This window comes from Streptomyces sp. NBC_00989, assembly GCF_045162655.1.
GTDB lineage: Bacteria > Actinomycetota > Actinomycetes > Streptomycetales > Streptomycetaceae > Streptomyces.
The window spans coordinates 1112948-1132144 of sequence record NZ_CP108728.1; the positions used below are offsets into that span (position 1 = coordinate 1112948).

Genomic DNA, 19197 nt, shown 5'->3' on the forward strand with positions numbered 1-19197 from the left:
GGCCTGACCGCCATGGGCTTCTACTCACTGGCCGGATACTTCGTCACCTACGTGCAGACCGGCGGCGGCCTCAGCTCTTACGAGTCCCTGACCGCCGTCCGCACGGTCTACCGGGAGTGGATCGTCGCCCCTCAAGAACGGGGTGATGCCGAACGCCGCACTGAAGAAGTGGTGCGAGCTGATCGATATGACCGGAGGGCCGGTCAGACCTCCGCTGAAGGAACTCACCGCAGCCGAGGCCATGGAGGTGGAGCACGACCTGGGGGAGGCGCTGGCGCCCCGGTACCGGGGCTGAGAGATGTTCCGCTGGGCCGCCGTCGGCTGTCCTGGAAGATCGAAGCAACCGAAGCAACCGGCCGTTCAGGATTAGACGGGCAAGACCTGGACCAAGCCGACCCAGTTCCCCTCGTCCGCCTTGGTATGGGTGGCCCGGACCCGCCAACGACCGGCGGGCAGCGGAACCGGTGCCTGAGCGGGCATCCCGCCGCCGGGATACTCGACGCCCAGCTCGGAACCCGCTTCGGCCGAGTCCATGAGCACAGCTGGACCATCCGACAGCCACGTGCCGCACTCCTCCCAAGAGGTGGCCGGGTCTGCGAGCACAGCCTTGGCCGCCGCCTTCAACCCGGCCTCGGAGTAAGCGGCAAGCCACCGCAGGAAGACTCGATCCTCAGGCAGATAACAACTGGTGGCCGGCTCGTCCGCCAGCACCAGCGCCTGCGCACCACTCCCGCCAACGGCGATCACACCGGCCAGATCGTCCACCGCACAGGCCCGGTCGTAGTCGTCCGGAGCGGTGGCGTCTCCCACCATGACCCCGCTCTCCGTGCACCCACGCCATGCGGCCAACGCGGAGACGGGAACGACGATCAACGGCCCGCCCATGGACTCCACCCAAACAGAGGCGGTGTGGGACGCATCGGCTTCGGCAGACGGAGAAACACTCATGCCATCAGTCTGCCCGCGCCCACTGACAACGCAGGGCCTGGTCATCCCGAATACGCTGCGGATCGTCGAGGACGCATTGAACTTCACGGGAGCGGCCGCCTGCCCGGCATTCACCGTCGGTGGTGGCGCCCGGCTCGCGGGTCTGCCGCAGCGGCGCTGAGGCGCGAGCCAGATTTCTCGCAGATCGGCGGTCCGAGGATGTCGAGAACGTGCCACCGGCTCCGTCCCAGGGACATCAGCGGGCCACCACCGGCCGCACGAGGAAGCACGGGGAAGAAGGAGAAACCATCATGGCGATTCAGCGGATGGACAACGTGGGCATCGTCGTCGAGGACATGGACGCCGCCATCGCGTTCTTCGAGGAGCTCGGTATGGAGCTGGAGGGCAGGGCGCAGGTCGAGGGCCTTGTCGCCGACCAGTGCACCGGACTCGACGGCGTTCGCTGTGACATCGCGATGGTCCGCACCCCGGACGGTCACAGCCGGCTCGAACTGGCCAAGTACCGCAGCCCCGCGGCCACCAGCGACGGGCCGCGCAACCGGCCGCACAACATCCTGGGCACGCACCGCGTCATGTTCGCGGTCGACGACCTCAAGGACACCGTTGCCCGCCTGCGCCCGCACCGCGCCGAACTCGTCGGCGAGATCGCCCAGTTCGAGGACAGCTATCTGCTCTGCTACGTCCGTGGCCCGGAGGGCATCATCGTCGGACTGGCCGAGCAACTGCGCTGAGAAAGGAGACCCGAACCATGTAGCCGACCGATCGAGACGGCCGAAGCTCTGAAGCGCCCGATCAGACACCCGAGACGGTACTGGATGATCAATTCCGGGGGATGCCCGCGGAGGGTGTGGGGTGGGCAGCGGCCGAAGGCACCGCGAGACGGTCAGGCGGCGGACTGCCGGCCCTGGTTGTCGAGGTGGCAGCGGGCGGTCAGGCGTCAGGGTCGACTTCGGGGTGCGTGAACCGCACGGGCTTGCCCAGCGACCGGGCGTAAGCGATTTCGGCTCGGGTGCTGTCTCCGATGTAGTCGCCGACCACGAGCACCTCATCAGCGAGCCGGATCTTCGCCCGGTGCAGATCGCCGAGTCGAACCTTCAGCGTCTCGGCCTCGACAGGATCGGACCAGAGTTCGTGCGGCGACTTCATGTCCAAGCCCGGTTTGACGACAATCCTTCCGACTTTGGTCTCCCGCAGATCGGCCTCGTTCATCTCGGTCATGAAGCGGGTGGAGCCGCAGATCACGACGATACGCGGGAGGCCCAACAGCTTCTTCGCGTCGGCGAGCTTCTCCTCAGGGGTGAGCAGGTGCGGGTATGACACTGGTTCCTCCTGGTGGTGTGGTCCAAGGGGTGCCTGCGGAGACGAGAACGAGGATGTCCAAGATCGTTTTGTGACGAACGACGTGGCCACCCTCGCGACAGCACCCTATGCAACGGCTGACGGCTTCCTTAAGGAGCACCCCGCCCTGACGCCGCCGCGCCCGCCGGTCGGCATTACGCCCCGCCTGAGCGATGGCGAACTGGTCACCTCCACCTCGGTGTAGAGCAACGACGCATAGACCGTGGACTCCACCCTGGTGCAGTGCAGCCGCTCCCGCGAAACCGTCAAGCGCTCCGACCCGGCAGGTGACCGTGTACAGGTACTGCGCCAGCCGCAGCCGCTTCTATTGGGGCCTGCACCTGCACCTGGTGGTGAGCGGGAACGACCTGGCGCAGCCCTGTTCAAGCCGCTGCGACAGGTCATCGCATCGACCAACGAGACCTTCAAGGGACAGCCGTACCTCGAACGGCACCGAGAACGCACACCCGGAGGTGTCATATCCCGTGTCATGCAACGCATCCTCGCGCTGACCGCCGCGATCTGACACAACGATGCCACCGGACAAACCGTCCTACGCTCACTGATCGCCTACGCTCACTGACCCCTTGGAATAGATCATCTAGAGATCTTTAAGGGGTCGGGTTACGTCGGCCGGGTGTCACTGCGCTTGATCGAGTGGCGGCGTGAGCCAGCGACGGAGCACTGCGTTCCGACGGCGCGGGGCGGCCGGTGGGTCTGGGCGTTGATTGGCGACTCTGGAGGCTGTTGTGTCAGTGGCGCCGGTTATGTTGCCGAGCATGACAAGTTGGATCGACTGCGGCGTCATGGCATGGGTGGACGAAGACCGGTACCGGGAAGACGAAACCGTCCTGGTCTACTTCAAGGGGACCACCCTGACCGCCATGGCCGAAGGCCTGTCCGCGCAGCAGCGGCCGCCGTTCGCCTACGGCAACGACACGGAACCCGGCGACTGGGGCGTGATCGTGCACCACATGTTCAACCGCGACGACTACGACGAGATCGACTACCGCGAGCTCTGCCCTGCGGGCGCTGAGCTGATGGTGTTCGTTCCCAATCCGTGCGTTGCCAAGGCCCATGGACCCAAGGCGTACCACTACAAGGACGGCCAGACATCGTCCTGCATCGACTACGAGGGTCCCGACTACGTCGGAGAGTACTGGCCCAACAAGATGGCCCCTCTCATCACGGCGGCCGGCCTGGACAGTCGGAGCGAGACCTACGAGGAGCAGCTGACCCAGCTGATCTGTGACCACATGGGGCTGCCCGCACTGAATCGCGACACCATCACGGTGGACCGCGACCTGGTGGCCTCCTACTACTAGACGCATAGATCCGAATTGATTGGTGGTCGTAGGCCATCAACGAGCGGGTGACCGGTGCTCCGATCAGGTTGTTGTGTCCGCCGCATTGTTCCAAGTCGAGTTGCCCTTTGAGGGTGTCGTTGACCGACTCGATCAGCTGGCGGACCTTCCTGAGCAATGGCCGCAAGAGCTCGATACCCTGCTCGGCAAGTTCCTTCTCGAATTCCGCGGCAACAAAGCCCTTGTCCGTGATGAGCAGGATGGCGTCGCGCGCGGTCAGCAGGTCGGCGTCGACTTCGAGTATCGCCGACAGGATTTCACGCTCGCCGATCTTCGGGTTGACCAACGCCTACATGATCGGAATTCCGGTCGGCTTGCACACCCGGTATAGGCGCAGGCCCCAGAAGAAGCGGGAGTGAGAGGCGCAGTAGCCATAGCTGGCCCAGCCCGCCAGGTCGGATCGTTGGACAGTCGAGCGGGACATGCCACAGGGCACCGGGTCGAGTCGGCGATCCAGACCGAGTCGTTCCAGAGGTCACTGTCCATGGCGAGTTCGCGGATCACGCGCTTGAGCATGCATTGGCAGTGCCGACTTCAACCGCCCGCTATAGCCCGGCCGTTGGGGCAGGTAGGGGAATATGTCGGACAGGTTCCTGCGGGCATAGCGCAGCCAGCGGGCTTCGGAGTGGTAGCCGAACAAGGCCTGGGCGACCGTGAGACAGACAAGTTCGGAGTCGCTGAGCAGGGGCGGTCGTCCCAGGCACCGCGTTCGCCCGATCTCGTCGTCGATCCTCACGTAAAGTGAGGTCAAGAGGGTGTTCAGGTCGGTCGTCACAAACCGATATTGGACGCCCTCCGCTCTTGCGTGCAGCCAGACTTCGGAACCTTTGGCAATTGACGGTGGAGTGAGCTATGGGAACGGTCGAAGGACTCTGGAGAGCCGGGGAGATGCCGCGTCGCGACGGGCTGTACCGGCCGGACGACACCGGCTTGGAGTTGCATGTCGACGGCCCGGGGGCGTACCACCCGAATGCTGGGCAGCCCATTCCCTTCCGTATCGGAAGGCCGTTTGATGTGGCCCAAGCCCTTGAGGAACACAACACGGATGAGGTGACTACCAATTTCGAGAGCCCGTTGCCGGACGGGTCAGGATGGATGTCCGGCGGAGGCGGCGGAATGGGCAACATCGGCTATCTCGCCCGTCTCAACGCCGACTCCTCGTTGCGGTGGATCGCCGTCATGTTTCAATCCAACCCGTTCATCAGTGTGCACTACGAGGACATGCGCGCCACCTTCACCAACGACTGGAGGAACCTGCTGATCCTTGACCTCATGCCCCCTGCTCTTGGCTGACCCGTCCGCGCCCACGATGACGGGTCGTCCTTTCACGGCCATGGGCCTGAGTCCTGGCCGTCGTTGCCGTAGTTGCCGTCGTTGCCGTCGTTGCCGTCGTGCTGGGTCAACCGAGAACCCGACCGGACTTCGGAACTACTCGTCCAGGAGGTCTGTGACCTCCGGGGTTACCGCGGTTGGACGTTGAGTCTGGTCTTGGCGATGAGTCCCTCGATGAGGCGGGGCCGGTACTGAATCCGTTTCAGCCGCGTCTTCACCAACGCGGTGAATTGGTCGAGGCTGTGTTCGGTGAGGTTGGCCAACGACCTCTTCAGGGGCGACCACACCCCTCGACGGGGTTGAACTCGGGAGCGTACGACGGCAGCTGGTGGATGGTCAGCCATAGTCGAGCTCGACAAGAACGGCCGGGACACCCCTGCCGACCGAGTCGATCAGTGCGGTCACCAGACCCCGGCCATGGCGGTCGTCTTCGTGGCGGTAGGCGGCGATCATCCGCTGGTAGATGCCCCAGGACGCCTCGACCTCGACATGCTCCTCGACGGCGAACAGCACCCGCAGCCGGTGGATCTGCTTGTCGGTGAGCAGACCGGCCCCGGTATGCAGCGTCCGTCGCGCGGAGCAGAGCGGGTCGCCCTTGTGGCCGCGGTGTTCGTGGATGGCCTGCTGGACCCGGCGCCGGCACCGATCGAGCGCGTCGTCGGCCAGCCGGACCACGTGGAAGGGATCCGAGACCGCGACCGCGTCGGGGAGCTCCTCGGTGGTGGCGGTCTTGAAGCCGCTGAACCCGTCCATCGCGACGACCTCCACGCCGTCGCGCCACGAGCGTGTAGGAGCCTTTCCCTCTGGAAACCTCGACATCCATCTGGGACCGCCGCGCCGGCTACACCCTCATCCGGCGAAGAGCCGCTCCGGCCGCAACTACACCCCGGCCCCTGGGAGTAGGTCATCCGTCGAGGGATCCGGGATCACGGCCGATGGCGGAAGCCGATGCGCATCAGCCGACTGCCGGCCCAGTCTTCGAGCCGAGTCGGCCGGATGGTGCCGGGGTCGTGGGGCTGATTGAGATCCGCCACGATCTCCGCCAGCACGGCCTGACGTTCAGCTGGATCGGTGACAGGCGTGGCCCGTGCAGGCAGATCTGCGCGGATCCCGTTCTTGAGGTGGAAGGTGAAGTCGGGATTGGCGAGAAGGTTCGCATGCCAGTCAGTCGCCGCACCGCCGGCGCCGCTACACAGGTAAGTGGTGCCTGCGGCTCGGTAGAAGAAGATCTCGATACGGCGCGCTCGGCCGGTGCGGCGCCCCAGCGTCGTGATGTCGATGATCCGTTCCCTGGTGCCCGCGGCGGGGGTGATCTCGATGGCTCGTCGGATGTGGTCGGGCAGGTGGGACAGAGACGCGTCCCGTGCGGAGTCGTTCGCCTTGGTCATGTCCGGAGTGCTCATGCGGTCTCGGCCTGAAGGGCGGGGCCGAGGAGGAGTCCACCGTCGATGACGTACTCCGACCCCGTGATGAACGACGCGTCCGATGACGTGAGGAACAGAAGGAGACGGCTGACGTCGGTCGGTTCCCCGAGCCGGGGGACAGCGAACGGCTCGGGTGAGTAGAAGTCGGCTATTGCCGCGACTGCGCCGACCGCTGGTTCGTGGATGAAGGAGGTCGAGATCACGCCGGGGTGGATGGTGTTCACCCGGATGTGGTCGCGGCCGAGCTCGAGTGCTGCCGTTTGGGTGAGGCCTCGCACGGCCCACTTGCTGGCGACGTACGGCGCGTAGTGAGCCGTGCCGCCCAGGCCCATGGTCGAGGCGATGTTGACGATGGCTCCCCCTGCTGCGCGGCGTAGAGCGGGGGCCGCCACCTTGATGCCGAGGAAGGTCCCTTTGAGGTTGACGTCGAGGATGCGCGACCACGTGGCCTGCTCCGTGTTTTCGATCGTTGCAGGCGGATTCTGCACGCCTGCATTGTTGACGAGCACGTTCAGGGCGCCGAAAGTGCTCTCGGCGGCCAGCACAGCGGCGGACCACGAACTCTCGTCGGTCACGTCAAGGCGGGCGAAGCGAGCGCGGGTCCCGAGCTCGTCGGCGAGAGCGGCGCCGCGTTCCGCGTCGATGTCGCCGATCACCACGTTCGCTCCCTCCGCGTGAAAGGCGCGTACGTGGCTCGAGCCCTGACCGCCGGTCCCACCGGTCACGAGCACGGTCTGGGTGTCGAAGCGGGGCATCAGATGTTCCTTCGGTACGTGGGTGAATGACCGGAATCACCAGTGATGAACGGCGGCCAGTGGTGAGCCGAGCGACTCACCACTGCTCTGACACTAGGTCGACGGCAATGGCGAGTCAAGCCACTCACCTCGTATGCTCGACCCATGAGCAGAGTCGTGACGACGTATCACCAGCGCGTCGCCCAGGAGAAGCGCGCGCTGATCGTGACGGCCGCGACCGAACTGTTTCTCGAGTTGGGCTACGACCGGACGTCGCTGGCGCGGATCGCAGAGTGCTCGGGCGTTTCGCGGGCCACCTTGTTCAAGCAGTTTCCGAGCAAAGCCGCTCTGTTCGACGCCATCGTGACGGAGTCCTGGTCAACGGCTGACGAGGAGGCTCCTCCGCCGGCAGGCAACGTCGTCGACGGGCTCAGCATCATCGGTCGCCGTTACGCCGAGCTGCTGGGCCGTGCCCAGATGACCGACCTGTTCAGGATCGTCATCGCCGAACTGCCGCGGTTCCCCGAGCTGGCCCATGCGCAGTTCTCGCAGGGGAAGATGCCCTACTTCGAGTCCGTACGCAGCTATCTCCTGGCTGAGCACGAGGCGGGAACGGTGCGGGTCGAGGACGTGGACCTCGCAGCCACCCATTTCCTGGGCATGATCTCCAACTACGTCTTCTGGCCGACACTCCTGGTGCCGGGCTGGGAGGTGAGCGCCGAACGCGTCGCTCAGGTAGTCGACGAGGCCGTCCGCACCATCGCCGCCCGGTACGCCGCGACCGGACCAGGGGCGTCCACCAACAACTGAGTCCCGCCGACCGCGACAGAGTCCCACCGCCACCAAAGGCGCTGATGCCTACGCAACCGAGGCCGTCGGCACCAAGGGCGTTCGCGGGGCATCCCGGGGCGGACGCCGAAGGAGGGAGTCTCGATGCGTAGACCCGCCTCGATCAGCCTGGCATCAGCACGGCCCGACAAGAAGTCTTAGCAGCGGACCCAAACGCGCATGGCCGCGCTCTCGGGGTGGAAACTCCCAACGACAGCAAGAGGGGTGACCCAAGACCCGGAAGCCAGGCCCGCAGCTACACCCTCATCTGTGCAGAGCCCCGAAAGCGGCAGGGCCGACGTCCAACACCATCTCCAGCACACGGAGTTGTCTCATATCGAGCCCCGCCGGGACCCTTGGACGCCAGAGCCTGCCGATGGCCCGAAGCCAACGCCCGCCGCCACCGGTTCGCCGTCGCCCGCTCCCTGCTCCCTGCTCCCTGCTCCCCGCCGGCAGTGACGGAGCCGTGCCCGTGAGCCGTACCGTCCGGCTGCCCGAGGTCGAAGCCCTGGCCCGGGCAGACGTACGGGACGCGTTCACGACCGCCGTCGAGGAACTGACCGGGGCCGGGAAACTACCGTCGGCCGAAACCGTGGACCTGCCACGCGACGTGCTGGAGCACTGGTTCACCGCGTTCCGCACCGTGCAGGCGTGGGAGGCATGGCAGGCCCACGGCGAGTGGATCACCGCGCACCCCGGTGCACTCGGCACCGACGTGGCCAACCGCTTCGCTCAGGCATCCGAGATCAGCGACGAACGGGCGGCAGCAGCAGGGGAGTTGACAGCCGCAGCACGCGAACAGCTCGGAGTATGGATCTCGGGCGGCGTCCTGGTCATCCCCTCGGCCTCCGGCCCCGCACCGGCCCGCAGCGCGTCGGGGGAACAGATCGAGGCCGAGCGCGCGGCGACGCTCCGGATGACCTGCCTCGCCGGACTCGCCGGCGCGCCCGCCCTGTCACTGCCCCTGCTGCGGTCCGCCGACGGCCGCCCGGCCGGCCTGTGCCTGCTCGGCGCACCGGGATCCGACCACGGCCTGCTCGCCCTCGCCGCCGCACTGGAGACCCCCGCATGAGCGCCCTGCCCCGCCACCGCAACCGCTGGCAGTTCCCCGGCCCGCACATCGACCTGCACCGGCCCGAACTACCGTCCCGTTCGGCGGAGTTGTGTGCCGAGCCCACCCCGATCGTGCTCGATCCGTCTCGCACCGCCCTGGTCGTCGTGGACCTGCGGAACGACTTCTGCGCCCCAGGCGGCTGGCTGGCCGGCATCGGCGTAGACGTATCGGTGCTCGCGACGGCGGTCGAACTGAGCGCACAGGTCGTGTCGGCAGCCCGCGGCGCCAACATCCCCGTGATCTGGCTGAATTGGGGCAACCGCCCCGACCGGGCCAACCTCCCACCGGGCGTGACACACGTCTACGACCCCTCAGGCACCGGCGTGGGTATCGGCTCCCGCACGCCCGGCACCGATTCACGCGTGCTCACGAAGGGCAGTTGGGGCGCCGCCCTCGTGGACGGTCTGGTCGCCGAGGAGCAGGACATCCACGTCGACAAGTACCGCATGAGCGGCTTCTGGGACACACCCCTGGACAGCATCCTGCGCAACCTCCGCGTGGACACGCTGATCTTCGCCGGGGTCAACTCCGACCAGTGCGTGTACGCCACCCTCGTCGACGCCGCCTGCCTCGGCTACGACGTCGTCATGCTCACCGACGCGTCCGCCACGACCTCACCGTCGTACTGCCACGAGGCGGCGATCCACAACACCCGCCAGTGCTACGGCTTCACCGCCTCCACACCCGACCTGCTCGACGCGCTGAACACCGCCGCCGACCGCTCCGAGGAGAACCCCGCATGAACACCGCCCCGACCCTGCGCCAACTCGACCAGGTCGTACCGCAGTTGATCTCCCCGGCCGACACCGTCCGGCTCGCCCTGCTGGCCGGACCCCCCGACGGATCGCCGGCCAGCGTCTTCTACGAGGTCTGGGAACCCGGCGGCGCGCAGCCCGACAACTCCCACCCCGAGTCCACCGAGATCTTCGTCGTCCTCACCGGACACGGCATCGCCCACAGCGACGAACACTCCGTACCCATCGGCCCCGGCGACGTGCTCGTCCTGCCGCCCGGCTCGGTGCACCGCATCGAGAACACCTCCGCCACCGAGCGGCTGTACACCGTCACGATCATGGCCGCGGACGGCGGCGCCATGCCCGGCGGCTTCGCCGCACTCGTCAGCGCCGGCACCCCGGCCCAGTGGGACGACACCGACCGGGCCGCGCTGCGCGGACAGTGAGGACCCGGGACGTCGGCACACGCGGCGGCGGACGGCAGAGGGACGGTTGTTCGCGGGCCCACAGGTTGCGGTCATGCTCTAATCGCCGGATGACGAAGATCGATTCAGGGCTGATACGGCGTTGGCTGAACGGCTGGTCCGTCGCCCGCTCGCTGCCCGAGGCCGAGCCGGTCGAGCCCGCCGGGGACGGCCTGCGGTCCCAGTGCGGCCAACCCGGCCGCGAGGTCGAGGTGGTCGCGCTGCGTGCGGACGAGGATCCCGAGTCCTTGGCACGGCTGGCGGCAGCCGTCGCCGTCGCGCGGCAGACCACCTGGCTCACGGTGCCGACGCTGCGCCCCGGCACGGCCCAAGCCATCGTCGGCGCCGCCGGACTGGAGTTGGTCCACCGGTCGGAGTGGTTCATGACGACCGATCTGACCGAGCACCCGCGACACGCGCCGGCCGCGCCGTACGAGTGCGAGGTGCGCACGGAGGGACCGGTCACGGTCGTCTCCCTCCATGCCCCCTCCGGAGAGGTGGCGGCGCGCGGCTCCATCGCCGTGGTCGGCGCCGACGCGATCGCCGACCGCATCGAGACGGACCCCGCGCACCGCCGACGTGGCCTGGGCCGCGCCGTGATGAGCGCGCTGGCGGAGGCCGCCGTGTCCCAGGGCGCCCGTACCGGTCTTCTCATCGCCAGCGAGGAGGGCCAGCGCCTCTACGACTCCCTCGGCTGGCACCACGAAGCCGACGTCGTGATCGCCCGGGGACCGGTGGTTCCCTCCGTCGGCTAGGACGTGTCATCGCACGGAGGGTCCACGACGTCGCCGCCCTCCCGCTGTGGCGCAGGTCAGCGCTGCGATCCGGTTTCCGTCGCGGACAACCTCTCCGGTGCCATGCCCTCCGTAGCACTCAACTCCTGGGTCCCTACGACGGACAGCAACTCCAGCTGCTCGGCTCCCGGGCTTCCGGGCGGGGCGGTGAACCACAGCAGGCGTTGCCGTCCGTCCTCGCTGAGGAGGTTGTGGCAGTCGAGTTCGATCACCCCGAGCATGGGGTGGACGATCCTCTTGTGGTCCATGCGGCGCACCGCGACGTCGTGGGTGTCCCAGAGGGCCGCGAACTCCTCGCTGCGGCGGCGCAGCACGGCGACCATCTTCGTGACCTCCGCGTCCCGGCCGCGGCGGGCGGCCGCTGCCTGGAGGTCGGCCACGAACACCCGGGAGTGGTGCGGGTGGTCCTCGGCCGGGTAGATCTCGCGCGCCCGCGGGTCGGTGAACCAGCGGTACACGAGGCTCGCCGCCGGGCCGCGGTGCGCCGGGGACCTGCCGAGCAGGGTCAGCGCCAGGTCGTTCTCCACCAGGGTTTCGTGCAGGTCGGTGATGACGCGCGCGGGGGTGTTGGACAGCCGGTCCAGGAGTCCGAGGAGCGCGGGCTGCACATGTGCCGACGGTCCGTGTGCCGACGGGGGGATCGGCCGTTCCGCCAGGTGGAACAGGTGGTCGCGTTCGTCGCCGTTCAGGCGCAGGGCGCGGGCGAGGGCGGCGAGGGTCTGGGCCGAGGGCTGCACGCCGTTCTTCGCGCCGCCGCGTTCCAGCTCGGTGTAGTAGTCGGCCGACAGTCCCGCCAGCTGCGCGACTTCCTCGCGGCGCAGCCCGGGGACGCGCCGACGCGGGCCCTGCGTGAGACCGACCTCGGCGGGGCGGATGCGGTCGCGGCGTGTCCTGAGGAAGGCACCGAGTTCTGGAAGGTTCACCCCTCCATGGTCGCTCGTACGCCGGAACGCAGCCAGGGGGTGGCAACCCCTGGGTAGACGCAGCCCTGGCTAGGGACGAGGGACCGGCCGATCGTGGAGGACGTAGCAGGGCAACGGCAAGGCCGTGGCCCTCCCCCCCTTCCACCACAGGAGTCAGCCATGCCTGTCCCCACTTCCCCCGGCGGGACCGCTGCCTCGCCCCAGCCCGCCGCCTCGCCGCGTGTCGCGATCGTCACCGGCGGCTCGCGCGGCATCGGCCGCCGGACCGTAGGCCGGCTTGCCGCCGACGGGTACGCCGTCGTGGTCGGCTACGCCGGCAACCAGGCCGAGGCCGAAGCCGCCGTGAAGGAGGCCGTCGCCAACGGCGGCCGGGCGATCGCGGTGCGCGCGGACGTCGCCGACGAACACGCCGTCGCGGCCTTGTTCGACGCGGCCGAAGCAGAGTTCGGCGGTGGCGTCGACGTGGTCGTACACGCGGCCGGGCGGATGCAACTCGCTCCGATCGCCGAGCTTGACCTGGCCGTCCTGGACGACCTGCACCGCACCAACATCCGCGGCACGTTCGTCGTCCTCCAGCAGGCCGCCCGCCGGGTGCGCCCCGGCGGCGCGATCGTCACGTTCTCCACGTCCGTGGTGGGTCTGGCCTTCCCGGGCTACGGCGCGTACGTCGCCAGCAAGGGCGCGGTCGAGGCGCTGACGCTGATCCTGGCCCGGGAGCTGCGGGGCCGGGACGTCACCGCCAACACCGTCGCGCCCGGCCCCACGGCCACCGACCTGTTCCTGGACGGCAAGGACGAGGAGGCCATCGCCCGCCTGGCCGCCCAGCCCCCGCTGGAACGCCTCGGTACCCCGGCCGACATCGCCGAGGTCGTCGCGTTCCTGGCCTCCCCGGCCGGCCACTGGATCAACGGACAGGTCATCCGCGCCAACGGCGGAATCGTCTAGAACCGCCCCCCTCACTCAGTCACCTCATCGATCGACGAAAGGCCCTGCCATGCCGAACGACGAAACCGGGAAGATCATCCTCGTCACCGGAGCCTCCAGCGGCATCGGAGCACTGTCCGTGCGCGCGCTGGCCCGCGCCGGTCACACCGTGTACGCGGGTATCCGCCAGATCGGGACCCGCAACGCGACCGCGGCGGCCGACCTGACGCGCTACGGCACCGACCACCAGGTCGACGTCCAAGCCGTCGAACTGGACGTCACCTCGCAGGACTCCGCCGACGCCGCGGTCGACCGGATCCTCGCCGAGCGCGGTCGGCTGGACGTGGTCGTGCACAACGCCGGGCACATGGTCCTGGGCGCCGCCGAGGCGTTCACCACCGAGCAGTTCGCGGACCTGTACGACGTGAATGTCCTGGGCACCCAGCGCGTCAATCGCGCCGCCCTGCCGAAGATGCGTGAGCAGGGCTCGGGGCTGCTGGTGTGGATCGGCAGCTCCAGCACCCGCGGCGGCTGCCCCCCGTTCCTGGCCCCGTACTTCGCCGCCAAGGCCGCGATGGACGCCCTGGCCGTCAGCTACGCCGCCGAGGTACTGCCGTTCGGTATCGACACCGCGATCGTGGTGCCCGGTGCGTTCACCAGCGGCACCAGCCACTTCGCCCACGCGGGCACCCCCGCCGACGTCGACCGTGCGGACGCCTACGACCAGCGTCACCAACCCCTCATGGGCGATCTGGGCAAACGCCTGGCCGCGCTCACTCCCCCGGACGCCGATGTGGCCGAGGTCGCCGAAGCCGTAGCGCGCCTGGTCGCGATGGAGCACGGCACCCGGCCGCTGCGCACGCACATAGACCCCAGCCGAGACGGCAGCGAGGTCGTCTCCGCGGTCGCCGACCGTATCCGCGCGGACTTCTTCCGCCGCATCGGACTGGACAGCCTGCTCACCGCGGGCAGTTCCCTCTAACACCCCCCTGAGAGAAATAGGAACCAACCATGCCTTTCGCGAACTTCAAGGTCCTCGAGAAGACCCTCACCCCGAAGCAGAAGGAGGAGATCGTCACCCGCACCACCGAGCTGTACGTCGAGCTCTACGGCGAGCGCGCCCGCGCCACCACGATGGTCCTGATCGAGGAGGTCCCCGACGGCGGCTGGGGCATCTCCGGCAACGTACTGACCCTCGCGATGCTCGGCGACGAGGCGACACGGACCGATACCGGCGACACCAACGCCAACGCCAACGACGCCTGACCGCACGGGCCGTCATTGGGCCAGGGCAGCCCCTGGAAACCAAAAGCCCCCGGGTCGAGCGTCGCCACACGGCCGCGCTCATCCCGGGGGTCGGCGCACACACCGCCGCCCCTCTGGGCACCTCACTCATCCGCCCGCACTGCCCGAGGACTTTCGGACGCCGACTCCGACAGAGCTCGTTTACATCTGCAACTCGTAGATCACCGTCTGCTGCACCCGGCCCTCCCCCACTCCGTACCCAATGCACTGGGCGCGGTAAATCCCGGGAAATCGAGGGAACCCGCCGGACCTCCGAACAGATCGCCCGTCGCTACGCCGTCACCCTCGCCGTCGGCTCCCCCTGCCTCTCCCAAGGCCTGGCCAGCCCCACCAGCGCAACTCCCGCCGCCGCAACGGCGATCAGCATGATCACCGCCATCGGCAGGGAACTGTCCTCGCCGAACACCCCCACCAGCGGCGCCGCGACCGCGCCGAACAGGAACTGGAGGCCACCGAGGAGGGCGGAGGCCGCGCCGGGAGCGTGGCGGCCGAGGGCCTGGCCGATGCTCAGGGTCGACGGGAAGACCATGCCGATGCCGCCGGCCGTGATGAACAGGCTGATCCAGGTTCCGGCCAGGGTCTCCCCCACCGTCAGCACCAGCAGCACCTGCGCCAGCGCGCCGACCGCGGCGACGACGACCGCGCCCACGAGGAGGTTGTTCAGCGGTACCCGTCCCGCGAGTTGGGAGAAGGCCGCGCCGGCGATCAGCATCGCTACGGCGTTGCTCGCGAAGATGAGGGAGTACGTCGTCGCCGAGACTCCGTGCAGGTTCTCGAAGACGAAACTGGACCCGCTGATGTACGCGAACAGTGCCGCCGAGATGAACGCGAGGACAAGGACGTACCCCATGAACGTACGGCGGCCCAGCAGCGCTCCCATCGCGCGGAAGGTGTTCGTGATCCCGCCGGGGTGCCGCCGCTCCGGCGGCAGGGTCTCCGGGACCTTGCGGATCACACCGAGCAGCAACAGGCCGCCCATCACGGTCAGTACGACGAACACCGCGCGCCAGGTCGACACGGCGAGGATCGCCCCGCCCAGCACCGGTGCGGCGACCGGCGCGACGCCCATGATCTGGGAGAGGACCGCGAAGTAGCGCGGAAGTTCTGCCCCTTGGAAGCGGTCGGTCAGTACGGCGCGGGCCAGCACCATGCCGGCCGCGCCCGACACGCCCTGGAGGAATCGGGCTCCGGTGAGGACCTCGATATCGGGTGCGACGGCGCAGGCGACGGAGAAGACCGTGAACGCGGCCGTTCCGGACAGCAGCAGTCCGCGCCGGCCGAGGCTGTCGCTGAGCGGGCCGATCAGCAGCTGGCCGACGACGAGTCCGGCCAGGAACGCGGTCATCGTCAGCTGTACGGCCGAGCTGCTCGCCCCGAGCGTGTCCCCCATCGCGGGAAAACCGGGGACGTACATGTCGGTCGCGAGCGGGGCGACCGCGGTCAGCGCGGCAAGGACGGCGACCAGGGCGACGGCCGCGCGCCGCGAGGGGTCGGCGGAGTCGGCCGGTGCGGTGGCGGGCGCAGCGGCGGAACTTGCGGGGGACGGCGATACCATGACCATAACGGTAACCGATGGTTCACCGGTTAACAATGACGGACCGGTGAAGGCCCTCCCAAGCCCGACAGGGCCTTCCCGAGCGCGTGAAGGCCCTCGAAGACCCGTGATGGCCCGAGCCAGGAAGTGAGAAGACGAGCCGCATGTCGCCCTCCCCCGCCGACGTCCGCACCCAGTGGACCGAGAACAATCCCGGCCTCGACACCTCCCCCATGGAGCTGATCGGCCTGCTCAAGCACGCCACCGGGCTCCTGAACCGGGCCGTCGAACCCCTCTACGCGGGCGCCGAACTCACCGCCCCCGAGGTCGACATGCTCATCCCCCTACGACACGCCACCGACCCGGTGATCGCCCGCCGCCTCGCCGAATGGCTCGGCCTGTCCCGCGCGGGCGTCAGCAAGGCCCTGGGCAAGCTGGAGAAACGCGGTTTCATCGCCCGCACCCCGAACCCGGCCGACCGACGTGCCGCCCTGGTGACGATCACACCGGCCGGGGCCAAGGCCGTGGACGAGCTGTTCCCGCGCCAACTCTCCGCCGAGGTGCAGCTGTTGGCGGGGCTGGGCGAGGACCGGGAGCAGGTGCTCGGTGCACTGGGGCGCCTGGTGGAGGTCATGGAGCGCCAAGTGGGCCGTGACTGAAGGATCCTGACAGAACGTCACCTTCGGGGGGCTCAGCTCGGCATCACGTCATGGCGTCCCACACCACATGCAGCGTCGGCGGCTTGCGGAAGACCAAGCCGTGCGGGGCGGTGGGGTGGTCCGGGTCGAGGCGCAGGGCCGGGAGGCGTTCGAGGAGGTGCCGGAGGGCGATCCGGGTCTCCAGGCGGGCGAGGTGGGCGGCGAGGCAGTAGTGCGGGCCGTGGGCGAACGCGAGTTGGAGGCGGGCGTTCTCACGGCGGACGTCGAAGCGGTCGGGGTCGGGGAAGACGGCCGGGTCACGGTTGGCGCCGGTGAGGGACACGGTGACGAGGTCGCCCTCGCGGATGGCGGCCGTGCCGAGGACGGTGTCCTTCGTGGCATAGCGGTCCACGACGGCGGCGCCGGGTTCGAGGCGCAGCGATTCCTCGATCGCACCGTCCAGGAGGCTCATGTCGGCCTGGACGAGAGCGAGTTGGTCGGGGTGGCGCAGTAGGTGCAGCAGCGCGTTGGTGATCATCGCCTCGGTGGTCTCGATGCCGCCGAACATCAACACGGCGGCGTTGGAGGCCACTTCGGGCACGGTCAGTTGTCCGGCGGCCGAGCCGAGGAGCGAGGCTCCGCCCCGGCCGGCGACGGTGGCTTCGACGGAGGCGCGCAACTCCGCGTACGCCTTGGTGCCGGCGGCTCCCGCCTCGTGACCGGCGGTGATGTCCGAGACCGACCGTACGATCGCGTCGTACCAGGAGAGGACCGTGTCCGGGGTGGTGCCGGTCAGCCCGAGCGCCTCGGTGACGACGGCGACCGCGAGCGGGCCCGCGAAGGCGCGTCGCAGTTCACCGGCGCCCGCCGGTCGCAGTTCGGTGACGAGCCGGTCGGTCTCGCTTTCGATGAACGAGGCGAAGCCGTCCCGTACTTCGCGGGGTCGGAAGGGTGCGGTGAAGGGTTCACGGTGACGCGCGTGCCGTTCCCCGTCGAGGGACAGCATGCTCGGGCCGACGACCTGGGCGGTGGAGAAGCGGGGGTCGTCCACGGTGAAGGTGACCGCGTCCCGCATCACGCTCAGCGCGAGGTCCCGCCGGGTGACCAGCCAGCCGTCCAACTCCGGCAGCCAGGACACGGGTTCACTCTCACGAAGCCGCGCCAGCCGCGCATGCGGGTCCACCGCGAGTTCGGCAAGCGTGGTCCCGGCACCGAGCGGGAAGGAGGCGGCGGCGACCGTACTCATCACGCTCCATGACGGGACAGAGGGAAACAGACCATGCCCGAGGCTAACAATCGGGCTGTGGGTGGGGTGAGCGGGGGCGGTGCGCTTCCCGGGCGGGGGGTGCGGCGCACGGCCGGGGGCGCCGCGGGGGCTGGCGGAGTCATAGCGGTTCCGTGTCGGAGGCGCCGAGGAACCCCGGGTCTGCCCAATCGAACTGAAGGCACGAGGTGCGGCTCAGGCTCAGGAGTTCCGCCATGGGCACCACACGACGGCTGGTCGCCGACAGATCCTGGCGGGCCTCGGCCGACCACAACGGCGGGAAGAACGACAGTCCCTGGCGGCCATTCAGTACAGAGACTTCGTCGCGCCAGCCGTCCCACCGCAGGTCCTGATAGAACTCCTGGAGTCCTCCGGAGAGAATCCAGGACAGCCATGCCGAGTGGCCGGCGCCCAGGGCCTCCCAGCGAAGGGCGTCGGGAGCGAAGTAGAGGATCTCGCCCGCCTCGCCGGGCCGACCGGCCTCACGAGGGTTGCCTCCGTTGAGAGCGAAGACCCCGCCCAGCACATCGTGCGCGACCACGAGACCCGCACCCGACGTCCATCCGGGGTCGAACGCCGGGGGCATCGCGTTGATCTCGGCCAGGCCGGGCAGTCCTTCGGTATCGGCACCACTTGGGCTTCCGAAGATCCGCAACCATCCGCTGTCCACGAGCAGACCGCCGCAGTTCAGTGCGATGCCGCCCAAATTTGATCGGGCGGAGACCTGCAGTTGCAGCAGGGAGGCGCGGCCAATCCCGGCATCGCCGGGCACCACCTCGACTGGTACGTCTGTGCCGGGCAACTCCTGAAGGAGAAGCGGCCAGGCTGGATCGTCGACGTTGATCAGCTCATTGACCTCGCGCATCCCCGCATCGTCGCACCAGCACCCCGTGGCTGAGTCCGCCGGGTCACCCGCATTTCGATCCACCAATCGAGGTGACCTCTAAGTACCGGCCCCTGGCCCCGCCCCCACCCCGACTAAGTACCCGTGCTCATGCCCCCACCCGCCCCTCCCGGCAACCATCGACCCATGACACCGCGAGCAACACACCTGTCGGCCACCACCACCCTCCTCGCCGCCGTACCGGTCGCCGTATGGGGCGTACTGGGCCGGCAGGACGTGGACGGCTTCTCCGCTGCTGAACTCGACTACGCGTACCGGCCGTTGGACATCTCGGACGGCGCATCCGCCGTGATCGGTGTGATTGCCCTGCTGCTGGCCGGGGTTGGGGGTGCGCTACTCGTACGGGCGTCGCGGCGTGGGGAGTTGGACCGGCGGTGGTGGGAGGTGCTGGCGCCGTTGATGCTGGCCGGGGTGGTCGTCGGAGTGGGCTGGCGTGTGTTGACCGCCGGGGTGCTCGGCGTCAATGTCGGGGCCGGACTGACGATGCTGTTCGGTGGTCCGGTGGTGGCCGCGTTGCTGGTGTGGGCGCTGGTCCGCGGTATATGGCTGGCGAATCGGCGGCCGGCCGGTCACTACCGGCGAGGGCAACAGATCGAATTCGCCCCGCGAGAGGCGTAGTTTGCGCCATCCT

The 19197-nt window shown here is 68.6% G+C and carries 25 protein-coding genes and 2 pseudogenes; 17 read left to right on the plus strand and 10 right to left on the minus strand.

Annotated features, from left to right (window positions below; translation table 11 throughout):
* The first annotated feature begins 145 nt into the window (after positions 1 to 145).
* Positions 146 to 295, plus strand: a complete 150-nt coding sequence (locus tag OG714_RS05025) for a hypothetical protein (protein WP_406118796.1) — start codon at positions 146 to 148, stop codon at positions 293 to 295.
* Positions 296 to 366: 71 nt separating this feature from the next.
* Here the strand turns inward: OG714_RS05025 and OG714_RS05030 are convergent, their stop codons facing one another.
* Complete coding sequence (locus OG714_RS05030) at positions 367 to 885, minus strand: Imm21 family immunity protein (RefSeq protein ID WP_406131721.1); 519 nt, start codon at positions 883 to 885, stop codon at positions 367 to 369.
* On the opposite strand from OG714_RS05030, the gene OG714_RS05035 reads away from it, so the two are divergent.
* Together OG714_RS05035 and OG714_RS05040 are read left to right on the plus strand one after the other, a co-directional pair.
* Positions 812 to 1108, plus strand: coding sequence for a hypothetical protein (locus tag OG714_RS05035; protein WP_406132245.1), 297 nt, complete (start codon positions 812 to 814; stop codon positions 1106 to 1108). The two genes, OG714_RS05030 and OG714_RS05035, sit on opposite strands and share 74 nt — an antisense overlap.
* Positions 1109 to 1238: 130 nt before the next feature.
* On the plus strand, positions 1239 to 1679 hold the full coding sequence (locus OG714_RS05040; protein ID WP_406118798.1) for a VOC family protein: 441 nt from the start codon (positions 1239 to 1241) through the stop codon (positions 1677 to 1679).
* A gap of 199 nt (positions 1680 to 1878) precedes the next feature.
* Here the strand turns inward: OG714_RS05040 and OG714_RS05045 are convergent, their stop codons facing one another.
* The gene (locus tag OG714_RS05045; protein ID WP_406118799.1) at positions 1879 to 2268 is read right to left on the minus strand and encodes a hypothetical protein; all 390 of its coding nucleotides are present in this window, start codon (positions 2266 to 2268) and stop codon (positions 1879 to 1881) included.
* A 70-nt stretch (positions 2269 to 2338) separates the two neighbouring features.
* Here OG714_RS05045 and OG714_RS05050 point away from each other — a divergent pair, with 70 nt between their 5' ends.
* From OG714_RS05050 to OG714_RS05060, 3 genes are all read left to right on the plus strand, one after another.
* Positions 2339 to 2491, plus strand: coding sequence for a hypothetical protein (locus OG714_RS05050; protein ID WP_406118801.1), 153 nt, complete (start codon positions 2339 to 2341; stop codon positions 2489 to 2491).
* Between the two features lie 18 nt (positions 2492 to 2509).
* On the plus strand, positions 2510 to 2812 hold the full coding sequence (locus OG714_RS05055) for a hypothetical protein (protein WP_406118802.1): 303 nt from the start codon (positions 2510 to 2512) through the stop codon (positions 2810 to 2812).
* 253 nt (positions 2813 to 3065) lie between these two features.
* Positions 3066 to 3611 carry a hypothetical protein gene (locus OG714_RS05060; protein ID WP_406118803.1) on the plus strand — a complete coding sequence of 182 codons (546 nt, stop codon included), beginning with the start codon at positions 3066 to 3068 and terminating at the stop codon, positions 3609 to 3611.
* A 22-nt stretch (positions 3612 to 3633) separates the two neighbouring features.
* Here OG714_RS05060 and OG714_RS05065 read toward each other — a convergent pair.
* Positions 3634 to 4425, minus strand: a pseudogene (locus OG714_RS05065) (IS982 family transposase); the annotation flags it as partial.
* Between the two features lie 77 nt (positions 4426 to 4502).
* Here OG714_RS05065 and OG714_RS05070 point away from each other — a divergent pair.
* Positions 4503 to 4943, plus strand: a complete 441-nt coding sequence (locus tag OG714_RS05070; protein ID WP_406118804.1) for a hypothetical protein — start codon at positions 4503 to 4505, stop codon at positions 4941 to 4943.
* 387 nt (positions 4944 to 5330) lie between these two features.
* On the opposite strand, the pseudogene OG714_RS05075 reads toward OG714_RS05070, so the two are convergent.
* From OG714_RS05075 to OG714_RS05085, 3 genes and pseudogenes are all read right to left on the minus strand, one after another.
* A pseudogene (locus tag OG714_RS05075) lies at positions 5331 to 5765 on the minus strand (transposase); the annotation flags it as partial.
* Between the two features lie 143 nt (positions 5766 to 5908).
* A complete protein-coding gene (locus OG714_RS05080) occupies positions 5909 to 6370 on the minus strand; it encodes a nitroreductase/quinone reductase family protein (protein WP_406118805.1) in 462 nt (153 codons plus the stop codon).
* 11 nt (positions 6371 to 6381) lie between these two features.
* Complete coding sequence (locus tag OG714_RS05085; protein WP_406118806.1) at positions 6382 to 7161, minus strand: glucose 1-dehydrogenase; 780 nt, start codon at positions 7159 to 7161, stop codon at positions 6382 to 6384.
* Positions 7162 to 7305: 144 nt separating this feature from the next.
* On the opposite strand from OG714_RS05085, the gene OG714_RS05090 reads away from it, so the two are divergent.
* From OG714_RS05090 to OG714_RS05110, 5 genes are all read left to right on the plus strand, one after another.
* Positions 7306 to 7950 carry a TetR/AcrR family transcriptional regulator gene (locus OG714_RS05090; protein ID WP_406118807.1) on the plus strand — a complete coding sequence of 215 codons (645 nt, stop codon included), beginning with the start codon at positions 7306 to 7308 and terminating at the stop codon, positions 7948 to 7950.
* A gap of 490 nt (positions 7951 to 8440) precedes the next feature.
* Positions 8441 to 9040, plus strand: a complete 600-nt coding sequence (locus OG714_RS05095) for an amidase family protein (RefSeq protein ID WP_406118809.1) — start codon at positions 8441 to 8443, stop codon at positions 9038 to 9040.
* Positions 9037 to 9825, plus strand: coding sequence for a cysteine hydrolase family protein (locus OG714_RS05100; protein WP_406118810.1), 789 nt, complete (start codon positions 9037 to 9039; stop codon positions 9823 to 9825). The genes OG714_RS05095 and OG714_RS05100 overlap by 4 nt, the downstream gene beginning before the upstream one ends.
* A complete protein-coding gene (locus OG714_RS05105; RefSeq protein ID WP_406118812.1) occupies positions 9822 to 10262 on the plus strand; it encodes a cupin domain-containing protein in 441 nt (146 codons plus the stop codon). The genes OG714_RS05100 and OG714_RS05105 overlap by 4 nt, the downstream gene beginning before the upstream one ends.
* A gap of 89 nt (positions 10263 to 10351) precedes the next feature.
* A complete protein-coding gene (locus OG714_RS05110; protein WP_406118814.1) occupies positions 10352 to 11035 on the plus strand; it encodes a GNAT family N-acetyltransferase in 684 nt (227 codons plus the stop codon).
* A gap of 56 nt (positions 11036 to 11091) precedes the next feature.
* Here the strand turns inward: OG714_RS05110 and OG714_RS05115 are convergent, their stop codons facing one another.
* The gene (locus tag OG714_RS05115) at positions 11092 to 11997 is read right to left on the minus strand and encodes a helix-turn-helix domain-containing protein (protein ID WP_406118816.1); all 906 of its coding nucleotides are present in this window, start codon (positions 11995 to 11997) and stop codon (positions 11092 to 11094) included.
* Positions 11998 to 12156: 159 nt separating this feature from the next.
* Here OG714_RS05115 and OG714_RS05120 point away from each other — a divergent pair, with 159 nt between their 5' ends.
* The 3 genes from OG714_RS05120 to OG714_RS05130 are packed head-to-tail and all read left to right on the plus strand — an operon-like array spanning position 12157 to position 14187.
* Complete coding sequence (locus OG714_RS05120) at positions 12157 to 12942, plus strand: SDR family oxidoreductase (protein WP_406118818.1); 786 nt, start codon at positions 12157 to 12159, stop codon at positions 12940 to 12942.
* Positions 12943 to 12991: 49 nt separating this feature from the next.
* Positions 12992 to 13903: an SDR family oxidoreductase gene (locus OG714_RS05125; RefSeq protein WP_406118819.1), complete on the plus strand. Its 912-nt coding sequence runs from the start codon at positions 12992 to 12994 to the stop codon at positions 13901 to 13903.
* Positions 13904 to 13932: 29 nt separating this feature from the next.
* Positions 13933 to 14187 carry a tautomerase family protein gene (locus OG714_RS05130; RefSeq protein ID WP_406118821.1) on the plus strand — a complete coding sequence of 85 codons (255 nt, stop codon included), beginning with the start codon at positions 13933 to 13935 and terminating at the stop codon, positions 14185 to 14187.
* Between the two features lie 310 nt (positions 14188 to 14497).
* Here the strand turns inward: OG714_RS05130 and OG714_RS05135 are convergent, their stop codons facing one another.
* Entirely contained in the window at positions 14498 to 15781 is a 1284-nt protein-coding gene (locus tag OG714_RS05135; RefSeq protein WP_406118823.1) for a multidrug effflux MFS transporter, read from the minus strand.
* Between the two features lie 143 nt (positions 15782 to 15924).
* Here OG714_RS05135 and OG714_RS05140 point away from each other — a divergent pair, with 143 nt between their 5' ends.
* The gene (locus OG714_RS05140) at positions 15925 to 16419 is read left to right on the plus strand and encodes a MarR family winged helix-turn-helix transcriptional regulator (protein ID WP_406118825.1); all 495 of its coding nucleotides are present in this window, start codon (positions 15925 to 15927) and stop codon (positions 16417 to 16419) included.
* A gap of 43 nt (positions 16420 to 16462) precedes the next feature.
* Here OG714_RS05140 and OG714_RS05145 read toward each other — a convergent pair whose 3' ends face one another.
* Both OG714_RS05145 and OG714_RS05150 read right to left on the minus strand, forming a co-directional pair.
* Positions 16463 to 17644: a cytochrome P450 gene (locus OG714_RS05145; protein ID WP_406118826.1), complete on the minus strand. Its 1182-nt coding sequence runs from the start codon at positions 17642 to 17644 to the stop codon at positions 16463 to 16465.
* A 139-nt stretch (positions 17645 to 17783) separates the two neighbouring features.
* Positions 17784 to 18527 carry a DUF2625 domain-containing protein gene (locus OG714_RS05150; RefSeq protein ID WP_406118827.1) on the minus strand — a complete coding sequence of 248 codons (744 nt, stop codon included), beginning with the start codon at positions 18525 to 18527 and terminating at the stop codon, positions 17784 to 17786.
* Between the two features lie 165 nt (positions 18528 to 18692).
* On the opposite strand from OG714_RS05150, the gene OG714_RS05155 reads away from it, so the two are divergent.
* Positions 18693 to 19184 carry a hypothetical protein gene (locus OG714_RS05155; protein WP_406118828.1) on the plus strand — a complete coding sequence of 164 codons (492 nt, stop codon included), beginning with the start codon at positions 18693 to 18695 and terminating at the stop codon, positions 19182 to 19184.
* Positions 19185 to 19197: the final 13 nt, after the last annotated feature.